The 21,188-nt window shown below is 60.9% G+C and carries 22 protein-coding genes; 10 read left to right on the top strand and 12 right to left on the bottom strand.

Annotated features, from left to right (window positions below; translation table 11 throughout):
* Positions 1-7: 7 nt before the first annotated feature.
* Positions 8-388 carry a succinate dehydrogenase, cytochrome b556 subunit gene (gene sdhC / locus ACQY6C_RS13775; protein ID WP_427969689.1) on the bottom strand — a complete coding sequence of 127 codons (381 nt, stop codon included), beginning with the start codon at positions 386-388 and terminating at the stop codon, positions 8-10.
* 117 nt (positions 389-505) lie between these two features.
* Between sdhC and ACQY6C_RS13770 the strand changes: the two genes are divergently transcribed.
* The 3 genes from ACQY6C_RS13770 (at position 506) to ACQY6C_RS13760 (ending at position 3,007) form a co-directional block, all read left to right on the top strand.
* Positions 506-1,216 carry an SDR family NAD(P)-dependent oxidoreductase gene (locus ACQY6C_RS13770; RefSeq protein ID WP_427969687.1) on the top strand — a complete coding sequence of 237 codons (711 nt, stop codon included), beginning with the start codon at positions 506-508 and terminating at the stop codon, positions 1,214-1,216.
* A gap of 61 nt (positions 1,217-1,277) precedes the next feature.
* Positions 1,278-2,108 (top strand): subclass B3 metallo-beta-lactamase, encoded by an 831-nt coding sequence (gene bla, locus ACQY6C_RS13765; protein WP_427969685.1) that lies wholly within the window; start codon positions 1,278-1,280, stop codon positions 2,106-2,108.
* Positions 2,105-3,007 carry a 50S ribosomal protein L11 methyltransferase gene (locus ACQY6C_RS13760; protein WP_427969683.1) on the top strand — a complete coding sequence of 301 codons (903 nt, stop codon included), beginning with the start codon at positions 2,105-2,107 and terminating at the stop codon, positions 3,005-3,007. Before bla ends, ACQY6C_RS13760 begins: the two co-directional genes overlap by 4 nt.
* On the opposite strand, the gene ACQY6C_RS13755 is transcribed toward ACQY6C_RS13760, so the two are convergent.
* The 3 genes from ACQY6C_RS13755 to ligA are packed head-to-tail and all read right to left on the bottom strand — an operon-like array spanning position 3,004 to position 5,843.
* A complete protein-coding gene (locus ACQY6C_RS13755) occupies positions 3,004-3,510 on the bottom strand; it encodes a CinA family protein (protein ID WP_427969681.1) in 507 nt (168 codons plus the stop codon). The genes ACQY6C_RS13760 and ACQY6C_RS13755 overlap by 4 nt on opposite strands.
* A gap of 2 nt (positions 3,511-3,512) precedes the next feature.
* A complete protein-coding gene (locus ACQY6C_RS13750) occupies positions 3,513-3,674 on the bottom strand; it encodes a hypothetical protein (RefSeq protein WP_427969679.1) in 162 nt (53 codons plus the stop codon).
* A gap of 45 nt (positions 3,675-3,719) precedes the next feature.
* Positions 3,720-5,843, bottom strand: coding sequence for an NAD-dependent DNA ligase LigA (gene ligA, locus ACQY6C_RS13745; protein ID WP_427969677.1), 2,124 nt, complete (start codon positions 5,841-5,843; stop codon positions 3,720-3,722).
* 41 nt (positions 5,844-5,884) lie between these two features.
* Between ligA and ACQY6C_RS13740 the strand changes: the two genes are divergently transcribed.
* Together ACQY6C_RS13740 and ACQY6C_RS13735 are read left to right on the top strand one after the other, a co-directional pair.
* Positions 5,885-6,403, top strand: a complete 519-nt coding sequence (locus tag ACQY6C_RS13740; RefSeq protein WP_427969675.1) for a DUF2165 family protein — start codon at positions 5,885-5,887, stop codon at positions 6,401-6,403.
* Between the two features lie 221 nt (positions 6,404-6,624).
* The gene (locus tag ACQY6C_RS13735; protein ID WP_427969673.1) at positions 6,625-8,400 is read left to right on the top strand and encodes an amidohydrolase; all 1,776 of its coding nucleotides are present in this window, start codon (positions 6,625-6,627) and stop codon (positions 8,398-8,400) included.
* 81 nt (positions 8,401-8,481) lie between these two features.
* On the opposite strand, the gene recN is transcribed toward ACQY6C_RS13735, so the two are convergent.
* From recN to ACQY6C_RS13720, 3 genes are all read right to left on the bottom strand, one after another.
* Positions 8,482-10,146: a DNA repair protein RecN gene (recN, locus tag ACQY6C_RS13730; RefSeq protein ID WP_427969671.1), complete on the bottom strand. Its 1,665-nt coding sequence runs from the start codon at positions 10,144-10,146 to the stop codon at positions 8,482-8,484.
* A 68-nt stretch (positions 10,147-10,214) separates the two neighbouring features.
* The gene (locus tag ACQY6C_RS13725) at positions 10,215-12,263 is read right to left on the bottom strand and encodes a CapA family protein (RefSeq protein WP_427969669.1); all 2,049 of its coding nucleotides are present in this window, start codon (positions 12,261-12,263) and stop codon (positions 10,215-10,217) included.
* Between the two features lie 87 nt (positions 12,264-12,350).
* Entirely contained in the window at positions 12,351-13,148 is a 798-nt protein-coding gene (locus ACQY6C_RS13720; protein WP_427969705.1) for an outer membrane protein assembly factor BamD, read from the bottom strand.
* A gap of 122 nt (positions 13,149-13,270) precedes the next feature.
* Between ACQY6C_RS13720 and ACQY6C_RS13715 the strand changes: the two genes are divergently transcribed.
* Both ACQY6C_RS13715 and ACQY6C_RS13710 read left to right on the top strand, forming a co-directional pair.
* A complete protein-coding gene (locus tag ACQY6C_RS13715) occupies positions 13,271-13,738 on the top strand; it encodes a hypothetical protein (RefSeq protein ID WP_427969667.1) in 468 nt (155 codons plus the stop codon).
* Entirely contained in the window at positions 13,728-14,645 is a 918-nt protein-coding gene (locus tag ACQY6C_RS13710; RefSeq protein WP_427969665.1) for a FecR family protein, read from the top strand. Before ACQY6C_RS13715 ends, ACQY6C_RS13710 begins: the two co-directional genes overlap by 11 nt.
* 6 nt (positions 14,646-14,651) lie before the next feature.
* Here ACQY6C_RS13710 and ACQY6C_RS13705 read toward each other — a convergent pair whose 3' ends face one another.
* Complete coding sequence (locus tag ACQY6C_RS13705) at positions 14,652-16,883, bottom strand: CHASE2 domain-containing protein (protein WP_427969664.1); 2,232 nt, start codon at positions 16,881-16,883, stop codon at positions 14,652-14,654.
* Between the two features lie 163 nt (positions 16,884-17,046).
* Between ACQY6C_RS13705 and ACQY6C_RS13700 the strand changes: the two genes are divergently transcribed.
* Positions 17,047-17,268: a Flp family type IVb pilin gene (locus ACQY6C_RS13700; protein WP_427969662.1), complete on the top strand. Its 222-nt coding sequence runs from the start codon at positions 17,047-17,049 to the stop codon at positions 17,266-17,268.
* 180 nt (positions 17,269-17,448) lie between these two features.
* Positions 17,449-18,432, top strand: a complete 984-nt coding sequence (locus tag ACQY6C_RS13695; RefSeq protein WP_427969661.1) for a hypothetical protein — start codon at positions 17,449-17,451, stop codon at positions 18,430-18,432.
* A gap of 25 nt (positions 18,433-18,457) precedes the next feature.
* Here ACQY6C_RS13695 and ACQY6C_RS13690 read toward each other — a convergent pair whose 3' ends face one another.
* The 4 genes from ACQY6C_RS13690 to ACQY6C_RS13675 all read right to left on the bottom strand — a co-directional run bounded on the left by ACQY6C_RS13690 (position 18,458) and on the right by ACQY6C_RS13675 (position 20,802).
* Positions 18,458-18,883, bottom strand: a complete 426-nt coding sequence (locus ACQY6C_RS13690) for a hypothetical protein (RefSeq protein WP_427969659.1) — start codon at positions 18,881-18,883, stop codon at positions 18,458-18,460.
* A gap of 113 nt (positions 18,884-18,996) precedes the next feature.
* The gene (locus ACQY6C_RS13685; RefSeq protein WP_427969657.1) at positions 18,997-19,392 is read right to left on the bottom strand and encodes a DUF6527 family protein; all 396 of its coding nucleotides are present in this window, start codon (positions 19,390-19,392) and stop codon (positions 18,997-18,999) included.
* Positions 19,389-20,585, bottom strand: a complete 1,197-nt coding sequence (locus ACQY6C_RS13680; protein WP_427969655.1) for a DUF6791 domain-containing protein — start codon at positions 20,583-20,585, stop codon at positions 19,389-19,391. The genes ACQY6C_RS13685 and ACQY6C_RS13680 overlap by 4 nt, the downstream gene beginning before the upstream one ends.
* Positions 20,560-20,802 (bottom strand): hypothetical protein, encoded by a 243-nt coding sequence (locus ACQY6C_RS13675; RefSeq protein WP_427969653.1) that lies wholly within the window; start codon positions 20,800-20,802, stop codon positions 20,560-20,562. The genes ACQY6C_RS13680 and ACQY6C_RS13675 overlap by 26 nt, the downstream gene beginning before the upstream one ends.
* Positions 20,803-20,987: 185 nt before the next feature.
* Here ACQY6C_RS13675 and ACQY6C_RS13670 point away from each other — a divergent pair.
* On the top strand, positions 20,988-21,188 hold a 201-nt coding region (locus tag ACQY6C_RS13670; RefSeq protein WP_427969651.1), incomplete at its 3' end, for a hypothetical protein.

Here is a 21,188-nt window from a genome sequence, read left to right as displayed (position 1 = left end):
CCGTGCCTTACTTGTAGAGGATCAGGGCCCAGAAGCCCGCGGTGAGAAGAATGCCGAAAATCGGCGAGAGGATCGACCAGACGCGGTTCGCGTCGAGTTCGTAACCGGCGCCGATATCGAGGACGAAGTGCCGCAAGCCGCTCATCAGATGGGTGAAGAATGCCCAGGACAGCCCAACCAGCACGACATATCCGAGCGGCGTAGTGGCGAGGAACACGAAGTCTTCATAGGCCTTCTGCCCGCTCGCCAGCGCACCCAGCCACCATACCAGCACGGCCAGCCCGACCAGGCCCAATCCGTCTCCGGTAACGCGGTGGAGGATAGAGACCAGCATGTGCGGCCCCCATTTCCAGATCTGCAAATGCGGCGAGAGCGGTCTGTTGGCCATGCGATTACTTCCGTTCGATCTAGCGTGCCATCCCCTTAGCGCTCTCACCGCGTGGTGCAAGGCGCGTTTGGGTCTGTCCGCTCGACTCTGCGTGCAAAAGTCCTGATAGGTGGCGGCATGACAAGCATTCTCGTCACCGGATCCAGCCGTGGAATCGGCGCTGCGACGCGCACCTTGCTCGCTGAGCGCGGAGCCGGGGTGATCGGCCATGCCACCTCGGCAAGTGACGGAACCACCGTCGCTGCCGATTTTGCCTCTCCTGCGGCCCCGCAGATGCTGTGGGAGGAAGCGCTCGATCGCGCAGGCGGCGCGATTGACGTGTTGGTCAACAATGCCGGGCTTTTCGACGCGAATCCGCTCGATTCGTCTGACATCGAATGGCTCGACAAATGGGAAGAGACGCTGCGAATCAACCTAACCGCAGCCGCACAGCTTTCGCGCTTTGCCGTGCGACACTGGCTCGAACGCGGCGTAACGGGCCGGATCGTCCATGTTGCAAGCCGCGCGGCCTATCGCGGCGATTCGCCGGCGCACTGGCACTATGCCGCCGCCAAGGGCGGGATGGTCGCCATGCACAAAAGCATCGCCCGGGCCTATGCCGCGCAGGGCATATTAAGCTTCGCCGTCGCGCCCGGCTTTACCGACACGGCGATGGCGGGGGACTATCTTGCAAGTCGCGGCGGGGAGGAATTGTTGCGCGATATACCGCTGGGCCGCGTGGCTCAGCCGGAGGAGATCGCGCGCATCATCGCTTTTTGTGCACTCGATGCCCCTGAAAGCATGACAGGCGCGGTGATCGACGCCAACGGGGCAAGTTATGTACGATAGGACATTATTGCTGGCGTCGCTGGCCCTGACATCCTGCACGACCGCCTCCGCTGGACCGGACTTGGCTACCGAGGTTGATACAGGCCAACAGGCTTTTCTGGAGTCATGCAAGGAGTGGGACGAATGGAGCAAGCCGGCTCCGCCATTCCGCATTTACGGCAACACTTACTACGTCGGCACTTGCGGGATCAGTGCGATCCTGGTGACGGGTGATGATGGTCACATGCTGATTGACGGAGCATCGCGCGACGGCGGCGTCCTGGTTGAAGCGAATATCGAAAAGCTGGGTTTTCGCATCAAGGATGTGAAGATCCTGCTGCACAGCCATGAACATTTCGACCATGTGGGCGGCCTCGCTTATTTGCAGGAGAGAAGCGGTGCGCAAGTCATCGCCTCGCACGGCGCAACAATGGCGCTGCAAACCGGAGAAGCGCAGCCGGACGATCCGCAATACGGTATCCTTGCCCCATTCGCGCCGGCAAAGGTTGCGCGCGGCATTGGGGGTGGTGATCTGGTTTCACTGGGTAAGATCACGCTGATACCGCTCGAAACGCCCGGTCACACACCGGGGGCGCTGACCTGGAGCTGGTGGAGCTGTGAAAGAACAGACTGCAAGATGATCGTCTATGCGGACAGCCTTTCGCCCATCAGTAGCGACAGCTACCGATTTAGCGATCATCCGGAATATGTTGCGCGGTTCCGCAAGGGACTCGAAGCATTGGCGGAAATGCCCTGCGATATTGTCCTGACCCCGCATCCATCGGCGAGCAGAATGCTGGTGCGGATGGCCGGCAACGGCGGCCTGGTCGATAAAGGCGGATGCCGCCTCTATGCCGAAAATATCACAGCGCGCCTCGACAGTCGTCTCGCCAAGGAGGCCGGAGGCGAATGAGTAGCTGGAAAATATCTGTCTACGCTTCCAAGCCGGTGATTCAGCAAGCGCTGCTGGCGCATGACGATCTGTGGGAATGGGATCCGGACCTGGTCATCTCCGGGTCCGAGATCGCTCCGAACCGCCCGCAGGAATGGGTGCTTGAGGCCTGGTATCCGCGCAAGCCTGCCGCGAAACAGAAGAATGCAATCGCTTCGCTTTTTGCCGATGATGCGCCCGAACTCACCGTCGAAAAGCTGCCCGACGAGGATTGGCTTGTCCTGAGCCAGCAAGGCGTCGATCCGATCAGCGCGGGTCGGTTCTATGTCCGCACGCCCGAGCATGAGCCCGCAGGCAAGGCGGGAATTTGCGATATCGTCATCCCCGCCAGCCAGGCCTTCGGCACCGGCCAGCATGAGACCACTGCAGGTTGTTTGGCGGTACTCGATGCGATGAAGGCGAGCGGCGTCGTCGCGCGCAATATTGCCGATATCGGCACGGGCACCGGCCTGCTGGCCTTTGCGGCGCTGGAGCTCTGGCCGGGCGCGCTCGCCACCGCATCCGATATCGATCCGATCTGCACTGGCGTGGTGGAGGAGAACGCGGCGCTGAACGGTGTGACACTCGGTGCGCGGCATGGCGAATGCACCATGGTCGTGGCTGACGGGATGCAGGATGCCCTGTTGAAGGCGCGCGGACCCTATGATCTGTTGATCGCCAACATCTTGGCCGGGCCGCTGGTCGAACTGGCGGAGGATTTTGCGCAGGCGATCACCCCGGGTGGGCAATTGTTGCTAGCGGGGCTGCTGAAAACGCAAGAAGCCAAGGTGCGCCGTGCCTACCGTGCGCGGGGCTTCCGACTGGCCGCGAGGCTCGTCAATGGCGACTGGTCTATCCTGTGGCTCAGGAAACGGCGCTAATCAGAAAGCGCATCTTCAAGCGCCTGTAGTGCTGCTCGAGTGAAATCCTGCATATTGGCGATCCGGTCATCGCTGCCGGTTTCGGTCACACGGACGAACTCGAATCCGTCCGGCCCCACCACAGCTGCGCAGCTACGCCCGGCGGGTGCGCCGCTAGGGTGTGTCGATCCGCCAACTGAACCGCTTTCGGCAATGCCCCATTCGGCATGGAAATTTTCGCGGATGGCGCGCGCCTGCAGCAGCGCATAGTCTTCGCTCGCGCCGCGCATGCCCTTGTAGGCCTCGCGCGGCAGGTCGAACAGAACGTCACGCGCCCGGAAGGAATAGACAACCCCGCCGCCAACAAAGAAGTCGAGCGCGCCGGGCACGGTCAGCAAGCTCGCCGCGATCAATCCGCCCGTCGCGCCATCGGCCACCGCGATTTTCTCGCCGCGATCTCGCAACGCATTGGCGATGCGCAGCGCCTGTGGGTGGAGTTCCTCAAGCATGGCGTGATCGAACAAGGCTAATCTTCGTCACCCTCGTTGTTCTTCGCCTTGATGCGCCCCAGCGCGGCTCCGATAGCCACACCCAGAGCAATGCCGATTGCAATCTGCCCCATCGCCACTCCCACAGCCGTTCCAATGGCTATGCCCAGCCCAAGGTACTTTCCATCGATCTTGCTCATGGCATTCCCCTTGTCTGATCTCTCCGCGAAGGAACTCTATTTGTCCTAGCTTGCCGCAGCAACGATATCTGCCCAGCCCGCCTCGTCGATCACTTCGATGCCCAATTCGGCGGCTTTCTTGAGCTTGCTGCCCGCGCCCGGCCCGGCAACCACCAAATCGGTCTTCGCGCTGACCGAGCCCGCTGCCTTGGCACCCAACCGCTCAGCCTGGGCCTTTGCCTCGTCGCGGCTCATCGTCTCCAGCTTGCCGGTGAAAACGACAGTTTTGCCTGCAACAGGGCTGTCGAGAGTTTCGACAATGTAGGGCGGTGGCGAAACTTCATTCAGCAAGTCCTCCCACACGACGATATTGTGCGGTTCGTGGAAGAAGTCCCCCAGCGCTTCGATCACGGTCGGGCCGACGCCATCGATCGAGGTCAGTTCCGCCGCGGCTTCATCTTCTCCATCACGGGCCTGTTCCGCCGTCTCACGCAACTGTGGCAGCTCGTGGAAGTTCTTCATCAAATCGCGTGCAGTCACTTCGCCGACGTGCCGGATACCCAGCCCAAAGAGCAGCCGCGCGGCGTCGGGCGCCCGTTTTGCTTCCACAGAAGCCAACAAGTTATCCACAGACTTGTCCTGCCATCCTTCGAGAGCCAGAATCTCGTCTTTCCGGTCCTTCAGACGGAAGATGTCCGCCGGGCTTTCGAGCCATCCCAGGGCGAAGAACTGGTCGATGGTCTTTTCACCCAACCCCTCAATGTCGAGCGCCTTGCGGCTGACAAAATGTTTCAGTCTTTCCGTGCGTTGCGCGGGACATATGAGACCGCCTGTGCAGCGCACATCAACTTCACCCTCCTCTGAAACGGCTTCGCTGCCGCATTCGGGGCATGTATCGGGGAACAAATAGGGGGTGCGTTCGACCTCGCGCGTGAGGTTATCCACAAGCTGTGGAATAACGTCGCCGGCCCTTTGCACAACCACGCGGTCGCCGGGCCGCACGCCCAGCCGTGCAATCTCGTCGCGATTGTGGAGCGTGACGTTGGTTACTGTCACTCCGCCCACCAGAACCGGCGCGAGACGCCCCACCGGGGTAAGCTTTCCGGTGCGACCGACCTGGATATCGATGCTCTCCAGCGTCGTTTCCGCGCGTTCGGCGGGGAATTTGTGCGCCAGCGCCCAGCGGGGCGCCTTGGCCACGAAACCGAGACGCTGCTGCCAGTCGAGCCTATCGACCTTGTAGACCACGCCGTCGATTTCATAGGGCAGACCGGGTCGCGCCGTTCCGATCGCATCATATTGCGCGAGCATCGCGTCGAGATCGGCACAGCGCACCATCAGCGGCGAGACGGGAAATCCCCACTCGGCAAGCGTGTGAACCACCTCGAACTGCGTTCCAGCCGGAAGCGACGAGGCCGCACCCCAGGTATAGGCCCAGAAGCGCAACGGACGCTGTGCCGTCACATTGGCGTCTTTCTGCCGCAGCGAACCCGCCGCCGCGTTGCGCGGGTTGGCGAACTGGCGAACCTTGCCCGGTTCGAACTCCTCGCCCTTTGCCTCCGCTGCGGTGCGCGCCTCCTCCATCAGCGCTGTGTTGAGCGCGGCAAAGGCCTGTTTCTCCATATAGACTTCACCGCGCACCTCGAACACATCGGGCGGATCGCTGCAGTCCAATTGCTGCGGAATATCGGCAATGTGGAGAACGTTGGGCGTCACGTCCTCGCCCACTTGCCCGTCACCGCGCGTCGCCGCCTGCACCAGCTTGCCCTTCTCGTAACGCAGCGAGCAGGACAGGCCGTCGATCTTGGGTTCCGCCGTGATCGCAACCGGCTCTCCTTCGCTGAGCGCGAGGAACCGGCGCACGCGCGCTACCCAGTCGGAAACCTCCTCCGCACTGAATGCGTTGTCGAGGCTCATCATGCGAACCTGATGCGTCACCTTGCTTAGCGGTGACGCGGCGATCGCATGCCCGACCTTCTTCGAGGGGCTGTCTTCTCGCACCAGATGCGGAAAGGCAGCCTCCAGCGCGCTGTTGCGCCTGACCAGCGCGTCATACTCCTGATCGGTGATCTCGGGCGCGTCTTCGGCGTGATAGAGCCTGTCATGATGCCCGATCGACTTTGCCAGCCGCATCAATTCATTGGCGGCCTCGGCTTCGCTCATTTCGGCAGGCGATTTCTCGATTCCCATGTGTTGCGCTATGCATGAGCCGGGGCACGGGGAAAAGTGCCATGTCATGGGGTCGCACTTCCACGGGGGAGAAAGTGATGGTCGACCGCTATCTGAAATCATTCATCTCATGCGCGCTGGGTCTGATGGCGCTGCTCTACGTCGCACACAACCTGGCCAACTGGACCGCTGCGCACGACTTCTTCGTCTATACGACCAGCCATGCGGACCATGAGGCCTATCCGGTAGATTTGCTGCCGGTCCCGCCTGAACCGCTGATCCTTATCGCCATGTTGCTGGTGTTTACGCTGGAAATCGGCGCGGCGCTGTTCTTGCTCTGGGGCGGATGGACGCTTTGGCAGGCTCGATCTGCCGATGCAGCAGCGTTTGAAGCGGCCAAGACTCGCTCACGGATCGGCGCCGGTCTGGCAGTCATAAACTGGTGGGGCCTGTTCCAGGCCGTCGCTGTCGCCGGATACCAGCTTTGGCAGTCGCCCATGGGAGAAAGCCCGTTCTACGGGTCGTTCTTCTTCGGCGCGATGAACATGATGCTGCTGATCTATCTGAGCCAGAAAGACTGATCGGTTCGGCCAGGCTGGTCGCGTCGCTTCCTTAACGCGCCGACTGCCTGAAGCTGTTTGAAAACGAGCGGCCTTTCGCCGGTCGCCTTCCCATATGTGCAGGTTGTGCATTGCCCGCCCGCGCGTGAGTTTGCGTGTGCCCATTTGGCGGGCCGGGGCGTACGCACGCTCAAGGTTCCGAAGATCTGGGCCGACATAGGAAAATCACGAGGGCCTGACACATGCACCGGAAACATTGGACTTCGATCGCAGCAATTTCGCTGCTCGCAACGCCACAACTTGCGCTCGCCCAGGCGGCGGACTTGGTCATCCACAATGCCGACATCCGGACCATGGACGATGCCAATCCGGAGGCGGAAGCGGTCGCGATTACCGGCGACACGATCACCTATGTCGGGAACGATGCGGGTGTGAAGGCCTATATCGATGACGATACGCGGGTGATCGACGCCGAGGATCATCTCCTGATACCGGGTTTCCAGGAAACCCACCTGCACCTGCTGGTGGCGGCCGCGACCATTTCCGGCCTGGTGCTGCAGCAGACGGATTCTCCTGAGGACGTCGCCCGCAAGCTGGGCGAATTCGCCAAGGCGCATCCTGATCGCAAGGCCATATTCGGTTCGGGCCTGAACTCGGCACTAATCGTCAGCGGCGAACTCAATCGCGCGATCCTCGACGCCGTGGTTTCGGACCGTCCGGTCGTGATCCTCGGTGAAACCAACCACAACGCCTGGGTCAATTCAAAGGCACTGGAAGTCGCCAAGATCACCAGGGAAACGAAGGACCCGGACAATGGCACCTACGTCCGCGATGCCAATGGGGAATCGACCGGTGTGATCCAGGGCTCGCCAGCGCATCTTCCGGTCATCGTTGCGACCAATGCGATATCCAGCGAAGCCATCGCGGGCGCCATGCCTGAGATGCTGAATATCCTGTCCAGCTTCGGCTTTACCGGGGCAATCGACATGGGCTTCCCGCTGGCGACCGAGGAGGGTTACCAATCGCTTGTCGATCTCGACAATGAGGGCAAGCTCCCGCTGCGCGTGAGCCTGGCCTATTTCGTGAACAGCGTCGCGGCGGGCGACAAGGTGCTTGCCACGATCGATGACTTCTCGAAACGCTTCAAGTCCGATCACGTCTGGCTCGATACGGTGAAGATCGTCGGCGACGGCGTAGTCGAGAACCGCAAGGCAGCGTTCCTTGAACCCTATCTTGATACCGGCGAAAGCGGCGCGCTGACATTGCCGGTCGATTACATGAACAACCTCGTCCTGAAATCCGCCAGGAAGGGGTACAATGTCGTGGCGCATGTGGTCGGCGACAAAGGCAACCGCGCTATACTCGATGCCTATGAAGCGGCCAGAAAGGCGGGACACAAGGACGTCAACCTCAGCACTACCCATTCATGGTGGGTCAAGCCCGAAGACGTTCCCCGCTGGCAGAAGAACAATGTCTTCGTACAGACCACTGGCATCTGGGCGTTTACCCGCCCGAGCTACCTTGAGGCGCTGGGCAAGGAAAGGTTCGAAACAGAGCAGTTTCCCTACCGTAGTTGGGAGGATTCCGGGGCCGTCGTCGCACTCGGAGCCGACTATCCGGCCACAGATGGCGGGATCAACGGTCTCAATCCGTTCAACAATATCTACAGCCTGCTGACCCGCAAGCTGGCACCGCCCCTGATCGGCAATGTCGCAGGGACGGAAGAGCAGCTGCCACCCTATGACCAGATCATGACCATAGCCGAGGCGGTTGAAGGATACACTGCCAATGGCGCGAGGATGATGGGCAAGTTCGACGAATTCGGATCGATCACCGTTGGCAAGAAAGCCGACATGATCGTCCTGTCGCAGAACCTGTTCAATATCGATGTCTCGGACGTACCCAAGACGATGGTTCTTATGACCATGATGGATGGCAAGGTGCGTTATCTCGAGCCGGAACTGGCTGCAGGTCCGCTGGCCGATCTCGATATCGGTCACGACTGGCAGGAAGATTGACGATGCGCGAAGGCGCGAGTTCCCGGATGCCACGGAACTGGCTCGTGTTGAGGTACAAGCAGGCAGTTACCGGGTTGTTGGCTAGACTCCCTCCAGCAGCCGATCCGCTTGCGCGCGGGCTTCGGGCGTAACTTCGGCGCCAGAGAGCATTCGCGCAATCTCTTCCTGCCGACCGGCGGCATCGAGCAGCGTCACGCTGGTCCTGGTCACCGTGCCTTCGGAACTCTTGGCGATCATGTAATGCGTCTGGCCGCGCGCGGCGACCTGCGGGCTATGCGTGACAGCGAGCAATTGCCCGTCCTGCGCCAGACTGGCGAGCCGTTCGCCAATGGCGCTGGCGACCGCCCCACCCACGCCGCGGTCGATTTCGTCGAAGATCACGGTCGCCGCACCGCCCTGCTCCGCCAACGCGACCTTGAGCGCGAGGATGAAGCGCGACAGCTCGCCGCCCGAAGCGATCTTGGCGAGCGGGGCGAAATCCGCACCGGGGTTGGTCGCGATCAGGAATTCGACACTGTCGATCCCGCCCGCACCCCAGCGATCGTCGGGCAGCTTGCCGATCGAAGTCAGGAAGCTCGCCGCATCGAGCTTGAGCGGAGAGAGCTCCATCGCCACAGCCCTGTCGAGCTTTTTCGCCGCCTTTAGCCTTGCCTCATGCACTGCCTCGGCTTTGTTTCGGTAACGAGTGCCCGCTTCCTTGGCCGCCGCTTCCAGCGCATCGAGCTCCGCTTCGCCGCCTTCGATGGCATCGAGTGCAGCGCGCATTTCGCGCATCTTCTGCGGCAGTTCGTCGACTTCGCAGCGGTGCTTGCGGGCAATGGCACGCAGTTCGAACAGGCGCGTTTCCGCCGCATCGAGTGCTGCCGGATCATGGATCAATGCTTCAGCGGCGGCCGCCAGCCTGTCTTCCGCTTCGCCGGCTTCGATCACTGCCCGGTCGAGCGCTTCCAGCGCTTCGGTCAGCAGTGGATGCTCACCCGCGATCCGGTCGAGCCGGCGCGCGGCCACTCGCAGCGCCGCAAGCGGCGAATCCGAACCTTCCCACAGATGGCGCAATTCCTCGAGATCGCCCGAAAGCTTCTCGCCCTTTTGCATGGCGGTGCGCGTTTCCGCCAGGCGCGCTTCCTCGCCCGCCTGCGGTTCGAGTGCGGTCAGTTCTGCAAGGTGCGCGAGCAGCAGGTCCTGGTCGGCCTTGGCCTGTTCAACTGTTTCGCGCGCTACTGCCAAACTGTCTTCCGCCGCGCGCCAATGGCTCCATGCCTGAGCCAGCCCTTCGGTATCGGTCCCGGCAAAACGATCGAGCAGAGCGCGGTGGCCACGCGGGTTCACAAGTCCGCGATCGTCATGCTGGCCGTGGAGTTCGACCAGCGCGGGGGCAATCTCGCGCAACAGAGCAACGCTGACGGGCTGATCGTTGATGAATGCCTTGGACCCTGCGTCTGCCTTGACCTGCCTGCGGATAATCAGCGCTTCGCCCGGTTCGATCTCGATATCCGCTCCATCCAGCACTGCGGCGATGGCGGGCGGGATGCTGGCAAACTCGAAACTGGCGGTGACGCTGGCCTTGTCGGTCCCGCTGCGCACCAGCGCGCTCTCCGCACGGCTACCCAGCACCAGCCCCAGCGCATCGAGAAGGATCGACTTGCCCGCGCCTGTCTCGCCCGTAAGCACGCCCAGCCCGCGCCCGAAATCGAGATCGAGCGCTTCGATCAGCACGATATTGCGGATGGAAAGTCGGGTCAGCATGGCGGTCTTCCGCCTGATAACTCAAGCGGTGCGGCTCGTCACCGCCCGTTGCAGGGGTTAGGTGGGGATTATCGCTGCGCCAGCACGGATGATGTGGCCGGTTTCGCATGAGTCCAGCGCCAGGCCTGATGAGGATCGCGCTGCGAAGCCTCGTCCGGCCATTCGATCAGCGCGAAGTCGTCGATTTCGATAGTCCGGTCGCGGCGCGGATCGCTATCGTCGAATGTGACCTTGAGGATCGGCCGAAACGCGCGTGCAGCGCCTTTCCTCTCCTCCGGCAAGGTGAAGTCGAAATGCAGCTTCTCCCAGCTTCCGCCCGAGAGGTGCTGTGCCCCTATCGATTCCCCCTTGATCGATGATGTGGCCGGGTCGCCTTCATGCGGGCGCGATTTGACGATCAGCTCGACCGTGCCTGCGCGCGGAAGCCTGATCGCGCTCTCCAGCGTGAAGCGCGTGGAATAGACGTCGCGGAAATAGGACCGTGAATAGACATAGGCGGGCTTCTTCGCGGAATCGGGCAGCAAGGCCATGTAGCCTTCGCCATTCTCGCGTCTGCGGAAATCGATCGCGGCATCGCGGGGAACCCAGAAGCGGTCGCTCGCAAGGCCGAAGCGCGCGCTCTCGAAATCGCCGCGCGGGACCATGTTGCGGCCATGTATCTCGCCCGGCGCAAGGCAGGATGGCGCGAAGCTGGCCAGCCGGAAGCCCGTCGGCTGCTGGCATTCGGGCTCCGCGAAACCGGATGGCTTGTTCCACACCACCGCGTGCCCGCCGCTGCGCGCCAAGACCGTGCCCATCTCTGATGACAACCAGTATAACCTGGTGAGCGAGGCCTCGCGCATGCCGCCGACCGCCGGGACGGGTCGATAATCGAGCAACTGGATCGGTACCGCTTCGGCGCGAAGGAACTTGCCGTCCTCCAGCCATACCTTGAGCACGTAGCTCACGTGAGCATGGGGATGCTCCTGGTCGAACAGGAAATTGCCCAGCGAATGTGCGATCAGCCCGCCGCGATAGATTTCGAGCCCGTGCGTCACATGCGGATGATGGCCGACGACCACCGGAGCGCCCTTTTCGATTGCGGCACGGAAACGCGGAAGCGACATTGACGTCGGCCGGTCGCCATATTCGACATTGCCGTGGAACTCCATGATCGGGATGTAGCCCGCGCGCCGCTCGCGCGTAGTGATCCGCTCGACATCGCTGCGCTTGCCCCAGGCGGCCCCGCCCTTCGTCTCGCTTGCGACCTGATTGGGCGTCCAGCTTCCGCGCCAACCCACGAAGCCGAAGATGCCGAGCTTCTGGCCCTTCACATTCACACGCGCGGCTCGCTCCGCCTCGGTGACATCCATCCCCGCACCGGATCGAAGGACTCCTGCCGCGTCGATCGCATCCAGCGTCGTTCGCACACCTGCATCGCGGTAGTCGGCGGTGTGGTTGTTGCCGAGCGAAACGTGATCGACCCCCGCCCTTGCCAAAGCCCTGGGCAGCTCCGGCGGTGAGAAGAAGGTGTATTTCTTTGGCGCGCGCGGAGCTGGCTGCTCGGCAGCGACCACCGATTCCAGATTGATCGAAGCGAAGTCGCTGGTGGCGATGTAAGGCTTGATGGCAGTGAACAGGCGGTCGAGATCGCGGTCGAGAGTTGCCCGGTCCAACACAGGCTTTTCTCCGCGCGGTGCCTTGAAGTAGCGCCGGCCCGCCATGCTGTCTCCAGCGAAGAAGAGTTCGATCCTGCCCTTCTTGCGCGCCACAAGCTCTATCGCCGGGATTGCAAGGCAGCGGCAGATTGCGTCGCGCAGTTCGGCGATGCCGAAAGTCTGGACCATGGCGAAGATACCTTCGCCGCCAATGTTCAGGCGGTAATAAGGCGCGATTGGAACCTTTGCGACGAAATGGCCATCATGGTGCAGTTCGGCAGCTTGCCCGTTTATCGAGACGCTGACTTCCTCGAATCCGACCCTGTCGCGCCGCCCGTCGAGCATGCCTGCGACAAGCACTTCGCCCGGTCCCGCCTTATCGCCGCCAACCAGTGCGTCGACCGGATGCGCGCCAAGGGGCCCGGCAAGGCCAAGCCAAGCCAGCACGGCACAGATGGTTAAGCGGATCGCCCTCGCCATGGAGAGCGGCTCTATCCATCATTGCGTGAAAAACGGTTAACCCGGCCAACTAACGCCAGGAACACGTAGATTGTGGGGCGAAACCCTTTAGCTGGCCGTCGCGCCCGGAGCGTGCTTCTGCATCAGCTTGTAGGCCTTGCTGTACCACTCGCTGCCCGGATAGTTTGCACCCAGAACGGAAGCGTATTTGAGCGCTTCGCTCGGTACGCCCAGCGCAAGGTTGGTTTCTGTCAGGCGGAAGAGCGCTTCTGGCGCATGGCTGGTAGTCTGATAGTTATCGACCACGTTCTGGAACCGCAATTGCGCAGAAAGCCAACGGCCAGAGCGTTCGTAGAAACGGCCGATCTCCATTTCCTTGCCGGCCAGATGATCTTCGACCAGGTCCAGCTTCAGACGCGCATCGGCGGCATATTCGGTGGTCGGGAATCGGCGGTTCACTTCACGCAGTGCCGTGCGTGCCTGTTCAGTGATCTTCTGGTCGCGCTGCACATCGCTGATCTGTTCGTAATAGGACAGTCCGATGAGGTAATAGGCGTAGGGCGCGTCCTTGTTCCCCGGATGGATCGAGAGGAAGCGCTGGGCGCTGGCGATCGCCTTGTTGTAATCCTGGGCCACGTAATAACTGAAAGCGCTCATCAGCTGCGCACGGCGCGCCCATGGCGAATAGGGATGCTGACGCTCAACCTCGTCGAAAAGTGCCGCAGCAAGCCTGGTATTGCCGCGATCGAGCCTGCGCTTCGCCTCCGAATAAAGCGTTTCAACGTCGCGCGCGACATAGGCCACGTCATCATTGTCGCCGCCGCGCCCTGCGCATCCAGCAGTAAGGACAGTCGAAGCGGCCACTGCTGCGGCCAATACGGGCTTGATCGAAAGACGGAAGATCATGGTCATGGCCAGTGCCTATAACCAGCAGGTCAATGAACGCCAAGTGAAGTTACGCCAGCAATCCTCAGCTTACCGATCAATTGCCGCTTTCAGGCGTGGCACTTGCGCCCTGACTGCATGCCATGGCATTCTTTGCGCAGGAGAAACTGCAGGCACTGATGCCGCGGGAGGCCGAAATGCGATTGCGAATACTCAAGATCATGGCGGCGGGAACCTTGCTGCCCGCGGCCCTGGCACTGGCTCATCCGGCACCGGCGCAGAGTTTCGAGGAACTCGACCTGCTTTCCGATGCTTCGGTTGACGAGGAAGCGGGAATCATTTTCGCCCGTTCGCAGGCAGCTCGCGGTGAATGGCTGGAAGCGATTGGCACGCTCGAACGCGTTCTGGCAGTGCATCCCAAATCCAACGAGGCGAAACGCCTTCAGGGCATGTATCTCTGCACGGTGGATGACAGGCTGGGTGGAGCCGTGATCCTCGCCCAGTTGAAGAAGAAGAAATTCGCGAAGGGCGTACTCGAAGAGGCTCGCGCGACATGCAAGGAGCCGGACCCGGTAGTGGACGCTGGAGAGGGGGCAGGCAATGAATCCTGATCTCACCCGCATCCGCCGGAATGTCCGCAATGCCGCACTTTGCCTTGCAACCGCTTCACTGGCCATTTCCGCACCGCTCGGCGCGCAGGAACGTGTGGAGGTCGGCATTGCCGCGCAAACGGCCGGCGATGTACGATTCAAGCAGACCAGCGAATCCAAGGCGCGCAAGATCCAGCGCAAGGAACGTCTTGCCTGGGGCAATGTGGTCAGCACGAAGGACAAGAGCCAGTTGCAGATACTTCTGCTCGACCGCTCCAGCGTGTCGCTTGGCGGAAACGCACAGATGCAGATCGATCGCTTCGTCTATGATCCGGGCAAGGAGCGCTCCTTCGTGGGCAGGATCTTCAAGGGAGCGTTCCGTTTCATGTCCGGCCTCAGGACTCCCAGTTCGACGGCTCAAATCGAATCGCCTTCCGGTTCGATCGGTATTCGCGGGACAGTCATCGACACGCTGGTCGGCAAGCAGGCGGTCAAGGTAGCCGAGGAAGAGCCCTTCATCGGGAAGGATGTTCGTCACGACAAGAAAACCGCGACCTTCGTGCTGCTGCGCGGGCCCGGGCCCCAGACTGTCGAAGGCCCGACACCCGGATTTGCGGAAGTGAGCGCCGCAGGCGAAACCGTTACGCTCGATGATGCGGGGCTTGCGGCATATATTCCGCGCAAGGGCGCTGCGCCGATCGGGCCATTCCGTATCACTGCAGAAGGCATGGCCAAGGTCCAGGACCGATTGCAGCCACGGGTCGCCAATGCGCGAGGCGGTGGTGGCATTCTTGGGCCGTTGCTGGGGATCATCGGCGTCGGTGTCGCGGCAATCCTGCTGGGCCAGGATAGCGACGGTACCACCAGCCCCTCTGCTGACGTCAATCCCAATAATAGCGACACTGCAGGACGTCCGCCGATCAAGTAGGACAGGCTATTTGTTTGTGGCTTGAAACACGCCGTCCCAGCCTGACTGGGGCGGTGCCTTGCGCAATTCCGCAACGCGATTCCAGAACAGCGCATTGAGCTTGTCGAGCCCGAGCGCGACGTAGCGATCGCTGTACTCTTCAAGTAAGCGCGCCGCTTCGTCCCAATCCGCCGAACGGTAGGCCGCAAGCATCAGGCCATGCGCTTCCGCAAGGGAATGGAGCGCGTCGTGTGCGGCAAAGCTCTCGTCTCCCAGCAGTGCGAAGATCGTATCCGGTCGGTCACGCCCGACTACGCGGATGCGATCGAGTTCCAGCAAGGCGAAACCGTCGAGATGCCTGGCCAGCCCACTGCCAAGCACGATCGGGGTCCCATATTGCTTGGTCTGCCCTTCGAGCCGCGCGGCAAGATTAACAGTATCGCCGATCAGCGAATAGTTCAGGCGGCGGCGGGACCCCATATTTCCGACACAGCAGATGCCGGTGTTGAGACCGATGCCGATCCTGACATCGCCCGGCCAGGGGCGCCCCTGTTTTGCCGGCATGGTCCGGTTCAACTCGTCCAACGCCTCAACCATTTGCAGAGCGGCGCGCGCAGCGTGTTGGGGATGATCCGGATCGTCGAGCGGAGCGTTCCAGAAGGCGAGGATCGCATCACCCATATATTTGTCCAGCGTGGCTTTGCTCGACAGGAGAATATCGCTCATCGGCGTAAGGAACTCGATCAGGAAATCGATCACTTCCTGCGGCGAATATTGCTCCGAGATGCGCGAAAAGCCGCGGATGTCGCACATCATCACGGTCATCTCTCGCTCTTCGCCGCCGAGTTCCAGCTTGGCCGGATCGGCCGCGATTTGCTTCACCATTTCGGGCGAGAGGTATTTGTCGAAAGCGTTGCGGATATAGGCACGCTTGCGCTCCTCGCGGTAGAAGCTGAGCACGGTCTGGAGCGTATAGACGAGCGCGATCGCAAGCGAGGGATAGAGCGGATCGAGCAGATAATGTGCGCGGCTGAAGGCGAGCCAGCTCCCTGCGGCCACAGCAGCGATCCCTCCGATGCCGAGCAGAGCGCCATAGGTCGCCCCCATGCGCGGCAGGATCAGTGCCAGACCTCCGCCCAGCAGCAGCACGAGCGCCAGCTCCAATCCCGGTGCCCAGTCGGGCCGGACCAGGTGCTCGCCCAGCAGCATTTGCTCGGTCGCCTGTGCGTGGACCATGACACCGGGGACTTCGCGGCCGAGCGGAGTCGAAACCAGGTCGCGCAGCCCCGCCGCGCTGGTACCAAGGTAGACGATCTTGCCTGCGAACTCGGCCCGAAGTTGATCTTCCGTCATCGCGCCGGTCAGCACTTTCCAGGCCGGGACGATCCGCTGTTTCTGCTCGCGCGTATAATAGACCCAGATTCGTCCATCGGCGGTCGAAGGGATTTCGAGTGCGCCGATGCGCAGCCCTGCCGCCGCCCCCGCCGTGTCGATATCGGAACCACTGCCATAGACCGCGACCGACTGCCCTTCCCCGCGCGCTACGCGCATCGCCTCGAGCGAGAGCGAAGGCACCAGCTGCCCGTCATACTTCGCGATCAGCGGGATCTGCCGCACGATCCCGTCGCCGTCGCTCTGATGCGTGAGCGATCCCACCCCCGCAGCGGCATCGACAAATTGAGGCAGCGATTGCGTCGCACCCTTGTAGTCCAGCATCTCGCGCACTGGCGGAGACTGAAACAGCGAAAAGCCCGCCTTGGGTGCGAACGGTCGCCCGATATCATCCGTCTCCAGGATCATGCCCAGCACCACCGGCGATTCCGCCAGGCTTTGGCTGAAGATCGCGTCGTGGTCCTCCAGCGTCGCGAGTTGCGACACCAGCGCGGGATCGGCTCCTTCGCGCTCCAGCCCCTGTGCGACGCGCGCGGGGGAAGTCCGGTCCGGCTCGGCCAGCACAATGTCATAGGCGATAGCACTCGCGCCCGCTTCACCCAGCAGCCGGTTGAGCCGCGCCAGATCGCTGCGCGGCCAGGGCCATTGCCCGAGCTTGTCGATCGAATCCGCGTCGATATCGACCACCCGCACCGGGGCATCGCGATATTCGCGCGGAGAAGCCGCCTGATAGGCGTCAAACAGCTGCATCCCCAACCTGTCGAGCGGCGTGAAGGCGGCGATCTGCAGCAGCGCCACGAGCGCCATGGCCGCAAGGCCCGCAAGCACCGGCACGCCATTCTCTCTCTGCAGCCAATCTCGTAGCATCAGCCCCCCGCGGCCTATCCTGCGCAAGACCATATGGTGTCTTGCCGCCAGCGTCCATTCCGCTCGCACCTGCTCCGTGTGGCGGCAAAAAAGATCATGGTTAACTTCGGATAAACCAGCCCCCGCCAACTCCTCTTAAACCTTTGCGGAGTAAGCCGCTCACATGTTCGCTGCACTTCTGTCTCGCAAGCCGGGCCGCCGGCCAGCCACTTTGCTCAGCGCGTTGTTGCGCGACGAAAGCGGTGCGACTGCTATCGAATATGCGCTGATCGCCGTGTTGATCGCCATTGCCGCGATTGCCGGGTTCCAGAGCCTCGGCAATGAATTGCTGACGACATTCAGCTCCGTCAGCAGCAAGATGAACGACGTCAATTCCAGGGCGTAGTTTTCCGCGCTACCGCTCCGCTGCTTGAGCGCGTGACTCGGCGCGTAGCGCCGCAAGCGCGACTGCGCGCCCGAGCCTTTGCGAGGGAAGCCAAGCGAGCGGATGCGAACGCCGACGCTTGAGGCCAAACAAAAACGCGCATATTTTCCTACTCCGGGTTTTTCTGCTTCACGCTCGTGAATGGATGAAAGTGACACTCGGCCTGAAAGGCCGCAAGGGCGACCGCCCGCCCCCAGCGGAAGCGAAGCTGAACGACCGGAGGGAGGACAAATCGCGCCCCCGGATGCGGGTGCGGAAAACAAGAGTCCCACACCAGCCCTCCCCGCATTCACCCCCGTCCCGCGCGCGAAAGACCGTTCCAATGGTTGGAAGCCCGAGGTCCAGCGCGCCTTCATCGAAGCGCTGGCCGACACCGGCAGTGTGCGCGCCGCTTGCCGCATGGTCGGCCGCACCGAACACGGCGTCTACCAGCTTCGCCGCCACCCTGAGGCGGAAAGCTTCTGCGCCGCGTGGGAGGCCGCGCTGAAGCTCGGCATCAGGCGGATCGAGGATATCGCCATGGACCGCGCGATCAACGGGACGCAGGAGCCGGTCTATTCCTACGGCAAGCTGGTCGGCACGCGCACGCGGCATAATGACCGGCTGCTGATGTTCCTGCTGAGGAACCGCTCGCCTGATCGTTTCGCGGAAGGCCGCGCGAAGGGGATGAGCGGGCTGGACCTGACCAGGCTCGAACAGGAGAAGAAGAAGTGGCGCAAGGAGTGGGAGCTGGAGCAGCGGGCCGAGCACCGCGTGGGCGATGCCGCCGAGGCGCGCCGGATCATCGACGGCAAGCTGGAAGAACTGCGCCAGCGCGTTCTGGCGAAGCAACGGCTCGAATGGGAAAGCCTCTCTGACGAGACCCGCGCGGCCTTTGCGGAATATGAGAGGCTGAGGGAGCGGGACCTGCGCGCTCAAACAGCAGGAGGCGTCACACAACAGTTGCTAACTGGCGGTGATCGGGGAGCGACTAGCGACCCGCAAGGGCGACCGCCCGCCGCGCCTTATGGCGCGAAGCCAAGCAGCGCGGATGCGCTGCGCCCGGCGTTTGAGGGCGAAGACAAAAAGATTGGCTGGTCACGGTTCACCTCATGGGAGGATGGAGGGGAACCGGACTATTTATAGCGAATGGGGCGTGTAGGACAGACCGCTACCACGGCCAGGGAACGGTCCACGCAAACAGCGTTTCGCGGAGCCAGATCAGCGCGCGCGGGAGATAGAGACTGACCGTGAGCGATGCGACAATCATACCAAACAGCACCAGTGCCAGATTTCGCATTTGAGCGCGGCGGTTCTCGCCGGGGAACAGGCGCTCACCCAGCCCCCGCCATGGGCCGGGATTCTCAATGCGATGACGATAGATGATCCATACGCGGAAGCCGACGAAACCCAGCACCAGCGCCGCCGGACCCAGTGTCCAAACTATGTCACCAAAGATCGCAGACAGCACCAGCAGGATCAGCCCCGCAGGCACCAGCGCGAACAGCAGGATCAAGCCGCTTTGGTCGAACTCGGCGCGTGCGGATGCGTCCAGTGGCGAATTGTCAGGATCGTTTTCGTCGCCGAGTTCTGTCATTGAACAATCTTGGTTCAACCTTTGGGAGCACGCAAGGGGACCGGACTAATTATGGGGATTGGGGCATGCAGGACAGCGCTAAGTTCGCCTAGCTTTCTCCAACGGGAATTCGCCTACTTTCCAACGAGATCTAGAATCGAGGCCCACAGACGCTTCACCCATGACCTCCTCGCGGAGAAGTATTTTTCCCGGTGTGCCTCGTCGCGTAGTAGGCTCCGCTCAACCTCTCCTGCGGACATCGGCGGGAGCCAAATTATATGGCCCTCTCGAATATAATAGTGCGATTTGCATTCAAAAAGCCGATTCCCGACCGATGGGCAAACAGTGGGCTGCTCATCAACGATTTCAAGTGTCCAATCTTGCGGTTTTACGGAGATCACTACTTTATTGCCGCAGCCACAGGCGCAAAGATGTGAGGTCGTCCGGAATCGCTCACTGAAATACAGCGTCCCCTCTTCCAAATCGTTTGGAATAAATTCACAACGCTGAAGGGAAATTTCAGAGATCATGATGGGATCTTGCTTGTGATTGCGCTCATGCGTCGGCTTGGAATGATGTGTCGGAAAAAGCCCACGTCATCGGCATAAAACCCAAAGTGGCTTTTAAAACGGATAACGGCTATGGCAGCAGTTAGTGCAATCCATTCAGCTATCTGGATATTTGTGAGGTACTGTTCTTGGTCTGCATCTGCAAATGGAATAGCATTCTGTTGTTGAACTACCTGCCGCGTCTCATCAGAGACGAAGGTAGTGCGCACCATACCAAATAGCCCATCATCGGCGCGCTCAAGGCCCATACCCACGTCAATATAGGTTAGCTCCCTTGAGTCGAAAAGCGACGTGAGTTCTCGGCGAGAAATCCCGTTATCGATGGCGAGAAAGATGAAATCGCAGTCCGACACCATTTCCACATTCGAGGAATTGATCCGTACCGAATGAAATTCCAAACCTTCTCGGAATGTGCCGTATCGGTCTCGATAGACTTCAACCTTCGGCCTATCAAATTCAGTGACATTCGAGCTTCCAGGTGATCGAAACGAGGTTTTCACTTCGAAATCGTCGGCGTCAAACACTCGTATTTTGCGAACCGGAGTTTTGACGAGAAAATCTAAGATGTATGACCCCGTGCCACCCACGCCGATCAGGCCAACAGTCAACTCTTTCAATGGTATGTTGTAATTATCTAGGCCTGCCGCTGCGGAGTGAGCGTCGGGGAACTTAAATGGCGGATCGTAATCGCTCTCGATATCAACATCCACCATCGCTTTCACCGTACCTGGAAATTTATGTTCAACAGGCGCGGATATGGTGCGGAAATAATGCACTACTTTCTCAGCAAGAGACACATATTCACGATTATGCCCATTCGCCCTTATTTTATAGGAGAAATAGTACTGAGCTACTGCGCCACCGAAGACCGGATAGTTGTTTCCCGCGCCTTCGCCTAATACCGGTAGCATCGTTCGACCATCGAGCTCGTGCGGAGTACCCCCCGCGAAATACATTTGATGATTGCTCGGAAGACCAACGCTCCCGTCCCCCATTATGTGCAACGGGTCAACGAGATAGCCTCGGTGAGCCTCCCCATCTTCACCAAGGAAAGGAACTGGGATAATAATCCTATTGTCAGCGACTCCGAATTTTACACCCGCTTGTTCAAGAGCCTCGAAGCTCCCATCAGGACATGCCAGTTGCAATGACATCAAAAACCATATCCTTCTTGACCTTGATACAACCGCCAAAGGGCAAAACGTCTGATTTCTTCCCGTCTTCGTAGGTAACGGTATACGGCTGCGCTGCGTCACCTTCGACGTTAAAGGCGATGCGCACTAGGTCACCGTGGCATATCTCGCCCTTCGGAACCCTATGCTGTTGGCCATTCACCACGATCTCAACTGAATCAGCATTTTCGTTTGACATAACAACTCCTTCACTCAGATGTCGCAAGATAAGGCATGCTATCTTTAGTCGCAAGTACGTAACAAGAACAAATCCTCAGAAATTATTATCGGATAGGAGCTTACTCCGCAGCTTCGCGCTGCCACTCCAGCTCAGCACAACCCCCCCCACTTCCCCCGCCCCGCCCCATGGGCTAGGCTCGCGGCATGGAGCCAATTGCAGCATTCCTCGGCGGGGTTTTTGCCATCATCCTGATCATCCTCGTTTCGCTGCTGCGCAAGCGCAGCGGGGAGGACATGATCGACCGGCAGCGGCGCGACGTGGCGCGCGGGCTGAAACCTGCCGCACCGCACGCCACGCGGTCTGACGAGGCGGCGCTGCTAGTCGTGCCGGAAATCCGCGCGGCG

This window comes from Altererythrobacter sp., from assembly GCF_050299635.1.
In the GTDB taxonomy this organism is placed as follows: domain Bacteria; phylum Pseudomonadota; class Alphaproteobacteria; order Sphingomonadales; family Sphingomonadaceae; genus Erythrobacter.
The sequence above is the reverse complement of the archived record's forward strand: the minus strand, read 5'-3'. Positions and strand labels throughout refer to the sequence as shown.